Below are 8,731 nucleotides of genomic sequence, written 5' to 3'. Positions count from 1 at the left end.
AGGGGCCCGCCCTTGCCCTGTTCAGGCATAGTGGGTGTGGCGGGGGCGGGGGGCGGACGCTTATGTTTTGCCGGGCGGGCCCCCTCGCCGTACGTCGTGCGGGCCCCGGTCAGGGGCCCGAAACCGGCGGTTCAGGCCGCCTTCATCACCTGGGCCGCCGCGAGCGGGCGGTGCGGGGCGATGATCTGGCCGTCCGGCAGCAGCTCACCGGTGTCCTCGAAGAGCAGGACGCCGTTGCACAGCAGGCTCCAGCCCTGTTCCGGGTGGTTGGCCACGGGCTGCGCGGCCTCCCGGTCGGCGGATTCGGCTGACGGGCAGGCAGGCTGGTGCTGGCACATGGATGCGTTCTTTCGCTGCGGTGTGGTCTGCGTGCTACGGCTCGATGCGTGGTTCATGGCCGTCCCCCTGGGTCATCCCCGCACCCGCGGGGAGCATGTCCTCAGTCTTCCCCCATGACAGCCGCTTCGCAGGTATTTCCCCGCAGCTGTCCTCACAGATTGAGGACGCGTCACCCGTGCGGGCGGTTCAGCCCAACTCCCCTGTCATTTCGGGTGGTTCGGCAGTGGCCTGAGCGGGCTAGGCCGAATGGGTGATTCGGGTCAGGCGGCGGGTGCGGCCAGCGTGGGCGGGGCGGGCGCGGTGGCGGGGGTCAGTCGGTGGGTCAGCACGGGCAGCAGTTCCGACACGGGGTGCGGCCGGTACGCGGCGATACCCGGCGGGGCCGGGGCCAGGGGGACCAGCAGGTCCTCGCCGGCGGGCAGCCCGGAGGAGGCGTCGGCCCCGACCGCGCCGTGCAGCCACAGGGTCAGCATGTACAGCTCGGGTACGGACAGGAGTCTGGGCTGGTAGTTCTTGCCCAGGGACTCGGCCTGGCGCAGGGCCCGTTCGGTGGCGGCGACGTAGGGGCCCTCGAAGAAGTGGGAGAAGGCCCAGCCGTCCGGTGTCAGCCGGGTGTCGGCCGCCGCGACGTAGCGGTCCGCGCTGCGGATCAGGAACCGCCAGCCGGTCAGCCGCGTCCGGGGTGGCCTGCCCCCCGCCGCGGGCTGGGAGATGCCCAGTCGGTCGAGGACGTGCACCGGCAGGGGCAGTTCGGCGGTCAGCGGCCCCTGGAGCGCGCGCAGGGAGGGGGTGTGCGCCTCGTGGACGGCCGTGGGGGACGCGAGTGCCGCGAGGACGCTGCGCAGGGCGGGCGCGGGGGCCGGAGGGACGTGCAGCGGCATGGTGGGTCGCCTCTCGCTTGGGAGACCTGTGGAACGGGGGAAGGTGCGGACGGCGCTGTCGCATTCTGGGGTCAGAGGTGGGCTGAGGGGCAATGGCCGCGCGCCAACTCTCTGCCTCGTTTGCGGAGTTTATACGACATGTGTTCACGCAGTGTTTCGGCTAGCTGTCCCGGCTATTGCCGGCAAGACGCTTACCGGTCCCGCTGACATGGCATTCATGCCGCATGTGCGCGAACATGTCGCGCTGACCTCGGAGGTTACCGGACGGGGGCTCGGCTGGAAAGCGCCGGTTATCCGGAGTCGGCAAAGTCGAGGCGGAATTTGCGTGAGTCAACTTGCCAGGCGAATGTGCCGAAGCGCCCTTCGGCCAAACCGGCGCGCGGCCTCCGGCCAGTACGCCCCCCGGCGTTATGGATCATGCTGCCGGGGCATCATCGACCGTAACGTGCGCCTGGATGTCCCGGGCCGGGCCACTGGAGGAGGGACGCTTCGATGGGGGAGAAGATCGTGGCGGGCGGATTCGACCTGTCCGATCGGCAGCGGTATCGAAGGAAGCTTCACGAGTGCCTGGAGGGACTGGAGCGGCTTCTGGCGGAGAAGAGGTTCGATCGCCCCAAGAACATGATGGGGCTGGAGATCGAGCTGAATCTCGCGGGTGCCGACGGTCTGCCGAGAATGGTGAATGCGCAGGTGCTGGAGCGTATTGCGAGTCCTGATTTCCAGACCGAGCTGGGAATGTTCAACGTGGAGGTGAACGTAGTTCCGCACCGGCTCGGCGGACGGGTATTCGACCAACTCGCGGAAGAACTCAGCGCGGGGCTGGCATATGCCCACCGGCAGGCCGCGGAGATTGACGCGGGCATGGTGATGATCGGCATCCTGCCCACGATCACCCGCGACGACCTGGTCACCGCGAACCTGTCGGCGGTGGACCGGTACTCGCTGTTGAACGAGCAGATCCTGACGATGCGCGGCGAGGACTTCCTGCTCGACATCGACGGCGTCGAACGGCTCGTCTGGACCTCCGGCTCGATCGTGCCCGAGGCCGCCTGCACCTCCGTGCAACTCCACCTCCAGGTGACCCCGGGGCGGTTCGCGGACGTGTGGAACGCGGCGCAGGCCGTCGTCGCCGCCCAGATAGCCGTCGGCGCCAACTCGCCGTTCCTGTTCGGACGCGAGCTGTGGCGCGAGTCGCGGCCCCCGCTGTTCAAGCAGGCCACCGACACCCGGCCGCCCGAGCTCCAGGCGCAAGGGGTGCGGCCGCGCACCTGGTTCGGCGAGCGCTGGATCGACTCGGTGCACGAGCTCTTCGTGGAGAACGTCCGCTACTTCCCCTCCCTGCTGCCGATCTGCGACGAGGAGGAGCCGCTGCGGGTCCTCGCCGAGGGCGGGGTGCCGACCCTGCACGAGCTGGCCCTGCACAACGGCACCGTCTACCGGTGGAACAGGCCGGTGTACGGGGTGGCCGACGGGGTCCCGCACCTGCGCGTGGAGAACCGGGTGCTGCCGGCCGGCCCCACCGTCGCCGATGTCGTCGCCAACGCCGCCTTCTACTACGGGCTCGTACGCACCCTCGCCGACGAGCCGCGCCCGGTGTGGACCCGGCTCCCCTTCGCGGAGGCGGAGGCGAACTTCGACGCGGCCTGCCGGTACGGGATCGAGGCGCGGCTGCGCTGGCCGCGCCGGGGCCGCGCGGGGGGGCTGGCCAGCGTGCCCGCCGTACGGCTGGTCCTGGACGAGCTGCTGCCGATGGCGGCGGCCGGGCTGGACGCCTGGGGCATCGAACCCGCCGACCGGGACCACTACCTCGGCATCATCGAGGAGCGCTGCCGGCGGCGGGTGAACGGGGCGACCTGGCAGGTCGACACCTACCACCGGGCGGTCGCGGGCGGGCTGGACCGGGGCGCGGCCCTGGCCGCCACCACCCGCCGCTACAGCGAGCTGATGCACAAGGGGGACCCGGTGCACACCTGGCCCGTGGGGCTCGTGGAGCGGGAGGTGCGGGCGCCCGTGCCCGTCCGGCGCTGAACGGGCCTGCCGCCGTACGCGGCCCCCGCGCACGCCGAGGAGCGGCGCGAGGAGGCAGTATGGGGTGGTCGTGTCGGTAGGGCGGAACGGGAGTCGGGCGTGCGGGCGGAGCCGGAACCGGTGGTCTTGGAGCTGGACGGGGACGGGCGGCGCCCCGGGCGGGCCGTCCTGCGGACCGAGACGCTGCTCGTCCTGGCGCTGTCGCTGGGTGCCAGCGGTGTCTCGGCGCTGATCAGCTTCATCGGCTCGCTCACCAAGCCGGGCGGGCTCAAGGACCAGGCGGCCACGCTCAACGGCTCCTACGCCCCCGGCCGGCCGTGGCTGGACCTGGCCTGGCAGCTCTTCGGGATCGCGAGCGCGCTGGTGCCCGTGCTGCTGGTGGCGCACTTTCTGACCCGCGAGGGCGCGCCCGGCCTGCGGGTGCTCGGCTTCGACCGCACCCGGCCGCTGGGGGACCTGGGCCGAGGCGTGGTGGTCGCCGCCGGCATCGGGAGCGCCGGGCTCGCCTTCTACCTCGGCGCGCGGGCCGCCGGCCTCAACCTCACCGTGGTGCCGGAGGCGCTGCCGGAGGTGTGGTGGAAGTTCCCCGTACTGATCCTCTCCGCGGTGCAGAACTCCGTGGTCGAGGAGGTCATCGTGCTGGCCTACCTGCTGCGCAGGCTCGGCCAGCTGGGCTGGTCCCCGCTCGCCGCGCTGCTGGCCAGCTCGCTGCTGCGCGGCTCGTACCACCTCTACCAGGGCGTCGGCGGCTTCATCGGCAACGCGGTGATGGGTGCGCTCTTCGTGCTGGCCTACCGGCGCTGGGGGCGGGTAGGCCCCCTCGTCGTCGCGCACGCCCTCCTCGACATCGTGGCCTTCGGCGGGTACGCGCTGCTCGCGGGCGAGGTGGACTGGCTGCCCACCGCGCCGTGACGTCACGTGGGCGGCTTTTCGGGGGGCGGCGGTTCAGGGGGCGGTGAGGAGTTCGCCGTCGAGCACCGTGACCGCGCGTCCCGTCAGCAGCGTGCGCTCGCCCGCCAGGGTGACGCGAACGAGGCCGCGGCGGGCCCCGCCCTGCAGGCCGGTCAGCTCGTCGCGGCCCAGGCGCCGCGCCCAGAACGGTGCGAGCGCGGTGTGCGCGCTGCCGGTGACCGGGTCCTCGTCGATCCCGAAGGCGGGGAAGAAGCCCCGCGAGACGAAGTCGTACCCGAGTGAGGGATCCTCGGCCGCCGCGGTGACGACCACCCCGCGCTTGGCGAACGCGCGCAGGGCGGCGTGGTCAGGTGCCAGCTCGCGGACGGTCCGCTCGTCGGCCAGTTCGATCAGCAGGTCGCCGATGTGCGCCGAGGTGTCGTGCACGGACAGGATCGGGGCGCCGCCCAGGGCGTGGCCCACGGCGTCCGGCGCGTCCACCGGGGTCAGGGAGGACGTCGGGAAGTCCATCGTGATGGTGGCGTCGGGGCCCGTCTCGGTGGTGAGGATGCCGCAGCGCGCGGCGAACCGGACCCGGCCGGCGGGCCGGCCGTCCTCCGCCAGGCTGAGCTCGTTCAGGACGTGGGCGGTGGCGAGCGTGGCGTGTCCGCACATGTCGACCTCGGCCGCCGGAGTGAACCAGCGCAGCGCCCAGTCGGCCTCGCCGCCGGGCGGCAGGGGACGGGCGAACGCCGTCTCCGAGAGGTTGACCTCGGCCGCGACCTGCTGGAGCCACGCGTCCGGCGGGAACTCGCCGTCCAGGAGCAGTACGCCGGCGGGGTTTCCGTGGAAGGGGCGGTCGGTGAAGGCGTCGACGATTCGGATGCGCATGCCCCGACGGTAGGGGGGTCCCCGGCCGGCGACAAAGGCCAATCACGGTTCATTGGACTTGTCGGCGACTGCCGCGCCGAGCTCTGAGTCGGCGGCGGGCGTCGGGCGGCAGGCCCGGCGGGCCCGGCCTGGCCTGGGCCTGGGTCCGGGCCGGGGCGGTCAGGTGACCAGGCCGGCGAGCCTGCGCAGCGACTCGTTCAGCGCGGCGGTGGCGGAGTCCTTGAGCTTGCCCGCCATCAGCGACACGGCGGCGCCGGTGAACTCGCCGTCGATGCGGACCGTGGTGGCCCCGCCGTCCGGGACCAGGGTGTACCGGGTCAGCACGGCCACGCCCATCGGCCCCTTGCCCGTGATCGCGAAGAGCCGCTCGTCCTCCAGTTCCGAGACGGTCCACAGGACCTCGGCCGGGAAGCCCATCATCTTCATGTTCTCCGCGAAGGTGGCCCCGACCGCGAGGGTCTCGGGTCCGCCCTTGGGGAAGTCGGTGTGCGTCATGCTCCACTGGCCGTACGCGTCCCAGTCCGTCAGCTGGGACCAGAGCTTCGCGGCGGGCGCCTCGATGCGTGATTCCGCGGTGACTTCGGCCATGCGACCACCCCTTCTCGTCGGGTACGTGCGGCGGAACGTAGCCCCGGCCGGCCCAACATTCAATACTGACGACCTGTCAGATGCGGTGGATCCCCGCCCCGCCCGCCGGTGGGGCGCCCCGGGCCCGTCTCAACAGGTGTCACCCCCGTGTCGGTCCTGACGGCCCCTGTCATGATGGCCGGATGCAAGCGTCAGGGAGAAATGCCGGACTGGGCCTCGCCCTCGTCTCGGCGTTCGCGTTCGGTGGTTCCGGAGTGGCGGCGAAGCCGCTGATCGAGGCGGGTCTGGACCCCCTCCACGTGGTGTGGCTGCGGGTGGCCGGGGCGGCTCTCGTCCTGTCCCCGCTGGCCTGGCGCCATCGCGACCTGCTGCGCCGCAGGCCGGCGCTGCTCGCCGGTTTCGGCCTGGTCGCCGTCGCCGGTGTGCAGGCCTTCTACTTCGCCTCCCTCTCCCGGATCCCGGTCGGCGTGGCCCTGCTCCTGGAGTACCTGGGCCCCGCGCTGCTGCTCGGCTGGATCCGCTTCGTGCAGCGCAAGCCGGTCACCCGCGCGGCCGCCACCGGCGCGGCCGTGGCCGTGGTGGGCCTCGCCTGCGTGGTCGAGATCTGGGCCGGGCTCAGTCTGGACCTCGTCGGCGTGCTGCTCGGTCTCGCCGCGGCCTGCTGCCAGGCCTGCTACTTCGTCTTCGCCGACCAGGGCTCGGACGGGGACGACGTGCCCGACCCGCTCGGCGTGATCGCGTACGGGATGCTCATCGGGGCCCTGGTGATGACCGTGATCGCCCGGCCCTGGGGGATGGACTGGCAGGTGCTGGGCGCGAGCGCCGCCCTGGGCGACGCGATGGTGCCCGCGGCGCTGCTGCTCGGCTGGGTGGTGCTGATCGCCACCGTCTTCGCGTACCTCACCGGTGTGGTCTCGGTGCGCAGGCTCTCGCCGCAGGTCGCCGGGGTGGTCGCCTGTCTGGAGGCGGTCATCGCGACCGTACTGGCCTGGGTCCTGCTCGGCGAGCACCTCTCGACGTGGCAGATCGCCGGCGGGGCACTGGTGCTGGGCGGGGCCTTCATCGCGCAGTCCTCGCGGGCCGCCGCGTCCGCGTCGGCGGCGCCGGACCCGCTGCCGACGGTCGCTCCGGCCGATGCGGCCGATGCGGCGGATCCGGGCCGGTTGGACCGCGAGACGACGAAAGCCTAGGGTGGCGACCATGCCTTCGACCGTGCTTCCGCCTCCCGCCGCCTAGCGCGGGCGGCGCCCCCACCTCCTCGGACCGTTCCCGGTCGCCCCTCGGGCGTACCCGGGCGGCCGTGCGCTGCCCGCGAAGCGATGACCCGTCACCCTCATCCTTCACGCAAGCGCGGAGAACCACGTGTCGAACCACTCGCCCGCCACCGGGCGCAGTCTGCTGTACCTCGTCGTCGCCGGAGCCGCCTGGGGCACCGCCGGGGCGGCCGCATCGCTCCTCTTCCTGGCCAGTGATCTCGGGCCGCTCTCGCTGTCGTTCTGGCGGTGCGCGGGCGGGCTCGCCGTGCTGCTCGCGGTGCTGGCCGTACGCCGGCCCGCCGGGAACGCGAAGCGGGCGCGCCCCTCGTCGGGCTCGCTGATCGTGACCGGCCTGCTGTTCACGCTGTTCCAGGCGGCGTACTTCGCCGCTGTGCGGGAGACCGGCCTCGCCGTCGGCACCGTGGTCACCCTCGGCGCCGGCCCCGTGCTGATCGCGCTCGGGGCGCGGCGCTGGATGGGTGAGCGGCTCGGCCGGGGCGGAGCCGTCGCCGTCCTCGGGGCGCTCGCCGGCCTGGTCGTCCTGGTCCTGGGCAGCGGGGACGGCGAGGTGCGGCCCGCGGGTGTCGGCTGGGCCCTGCTGTCGGCCGCCGGCTACGCGGCGATGACCCTGCGGGCGCGCCGGCTCGGGCAGCGCGGCGCCGGCGGGGACCCGTTGGTGACCACCGCCTGGTCGGTGGCGGTGGGCACGGTGTGCCTGCTGCCGGCCGCGTGGGCGGAGGGGCTGCTGCCGCACACCGCCGACCTCGACCGGGTGCTGTGGCTGCTGGTGTACCTCGCCACCGTGCCGACGGCGCTGGCGTACGCGCTCTACTTCAGCGGGGCCGCGGCCGTACGGGCCGCCACCGTGTCGGTGGTCATGCTGATCGAGCCGGTGAGCGCGGCCGTGATCGCGGTGCTGGTGCTCGGGGAGCGGCTGACCGGCGCCGTCGTGCTGGGCACCGTACTGCTGCTCACGGCGGTGGGGGCGCTGATCCGGGCCGAGTCCCGGCAGCCGGCGCGAGGGCCGCAGGGCGGGGCGCAGGACGGGCCCGCCGAGGGGCCGGAGCCGCGGCCCGCCGCCGTGCCGCTGCCTCAGAGCGCGGCGAGGTAGCCCGGGACGGCGATACCGGGGGCCAGGTCCGCCGCGGGCACCGGGGTCCCGTACACCGGGGCGACCGGGACCACACCCGACCAGTACGGCAGGCCCACGTCCTCGGGGTCGTCGTTCGGCCCGCCGGTGCGGAGCTTCGCGGAGACCTCGGTCAGGTCCAGCCGGATCACGGCCGTGGCCGCGAGCTCCCTGGCGTCGGCCGGCCGGGAGTCGGCGGACCGGCCCGGGACCACCTGGTCGACCAGGGCGTCCAGGGCCGTGCGGCACTCCGCCTCGTCGGTGACCTGGTAGGCCGTGCCCTGGACGACCACCGAGCGGTAGTTCAGCGAGTGGTGGAAGGCCGAGCGGGCCAGCACCAGAGCGTCGACGTGGGTCACCGTGACGCAGACCGGCAGGCCCGGATCGGCCCTGCCCGCGGCGAGCAGCGGGCGGGAGCCGGTGGATCCGTGGATGTAGAGGGCCTCGCCGACCCGGCCGAAGAGGGTGGGCAGGACCACCGGCGCGCCGTCGCGGATGAAGCCGAGGTGGCAGATGTAGGCCTGGTCCAGGATCGAGTGCACCGTCTCGCGGTCGTAGCGGGCCCGGTCCCGGGAGCGGCTGGGGACCGTGCGGCCGGTGGGCTCGTAGGAACCGGTGGGCTCGTAGGAACCGGTGGATCCCGGCGGGACGGCGGCTTCGGCGCGCGCCTCGGGGGTCTGCGGGGCGAGGGCCTGCGGGGCGGGCGTGCCGGTCATCGCGTTCTCCAT

General features: G+C 73.3%; 9 protein-coding genes. 4 read left to right on the top strand and 5 right to left on the bottom strand.

The genetic code is table 11. The features are described from left to right. Positions 1 to 131 precede the first annotated feature (131 nt). Together ACFWUQ_RS16545 and ACFWUQ_RS16540 are read right to left on the bottom strand one after the other, a co-directional pair. Positions 132 to 338: a DUF5999 family protein gene (locus tag ACFWUQ_RS16545; RefSeq protein ID WP_384538373.1), complete on the bottom strand. Its 207-nt coding sequence runs from the start codon at positions 336 to 338 to the stop codon at positions 132 to 134. A 261-nt stretch (positions 339 to 599) separates the two neighbouring features. Continuing rightward, a complete protein-coding gene (locus ACFWUQ_RS16540) occupies positions 600 to 1,220 on the bottom strand; it encodes a hypothetical protein (RefSeq protein WP_384538372.1) in 621 nt (206 codons plus the stop codon). 492 nt (positions 1,221 to 1,712) lie between these two features. Here ACFWUQ_RS16540 and ACFWUQ_RS16535 point away from each other — a divergent pair, with 492 nt between their 5' ends. Both ACFWUQ_RS16535 and ACFWUQ_RS16530 read left to right on the top strand, forming a co-directional pair. Beyond that, a complete protein-coding gene (locus ACFWUQ_RS16535) occupies positions 1,713 to 3,248 on the top strand; it encodes a glutamate-cysteine ligase family protein (protein ID WP_384538370.1) in 1,536 nt (511 codons plus the stop codon). A 99-nt stretch (positions 3,249 to 3,347) separates the two neighbouring features. Beyond that, complete coding sequence (locus tag ACFWUQ_RS16530; protein ID WP_384538368.1) at positions 3,348 to 4,160, top strand: CPBP family intramembrane glutamic endopeptidase; 813 nt, start codon at positions 3,348 to 3,350, stop codon at positions 4,158 to 4,160. 33 nt (positions 4,161 to 4,193) lie between these two features. On the opposite strand, the gene ACFWUQ_RS16525 is transcribed toward ACFWUQ_RS16530, so the two are convergent. Both ACFWUQ_RS16525 and ACFWUQ_RS16520 read right to left on the bottom strand, forming a co-directional pair. After that, positions 4,194 to 5,030, bottom strand: coding sequence for a PhzF family phenazine biosynthesis protein (locus ACFWUQ_RS16525; protein ID WP_384538367.1), 837 nt, complete (start codon positions 5,028 to 5,030; stop codon positions 4,194 to 4,196). Between the two features lie 159 nt (positions 5,031 to 5,189). Then, complete coding sequence (locus tag ACFWUQ_RS16520) at positions 5,190 to 5,618, bottom strand: SRPBCC family protein (protein ID WP_384538365.1); 429 nt, start codon at positions 5,616 to 5,618, stop codon at positions 5,190 to 5,192. Between the two features lie 182 nt (positions 5,619 to 5,800). Here ACFWUQ_RS16520 and ACFWUQ_RS16515 point away from each other — a divergent pair, with 182 nt between their 5' ends. Together ACFWUQ_RS16515 and ACFWUQ_RS16510 are read left to right on the top strand one after the other, a co-directional pair. Then, on the top strand, positions 5,801 to 6,808 hold the full coding sequence (locus tag ACFWUQ_RS16515) for a DMT family transporter (protein ID WP_384538363.1): 1,008 nt from the start codon (positions 5,801 to 5,803) through the stop codon (positions 6,806 to 6,808). A gap of 172 nt (positions 6,809 to 6,980) precedes the next feature. Then, complete coding sequence (locus tag ACFWUQ_RS16510; RefSeq protein ID WP_384538361.1) at positions 6,981 to 7,985, top strand: DMT family transporter; 1,005 nt, start codon at positions 6,981 to 6,983, stop codon at positions 7,983 to 7,985. Here ACFWUQ_RS16510 and ACFWUQ_RS16505 read toward each other — a convergent pair. Further along, positions 7,967 to 8,719, bottom strand: a complete 753-nt coding sequence (locus ACFWUQ_RS16505) for a pyridoxamine 5'-phosphate oxidase family protein (protein WP_384538382.1) — start codon at positions 8,717 to 8,719, stop codon at positions 7,967 to 7,969. The genes ACFWUQ_RS16510 and ACFWUQ_RS16505 overlap by 19 nt on opposite strands. Positions 8,720 to 8,731: the final 12 nt, after the last annotated feature.

This window comes from Streptomyces sp. NPDC058662, from assembly GCF_042716255.1.
GTDB lineage: Bacteria > Actinomycetota > Actinomycetes > Streptomycetales > Streptomycetaceae > Streptomyces.
This window is presented reverse-complemented; position numbering and strand designations above follow the sequence as displayed.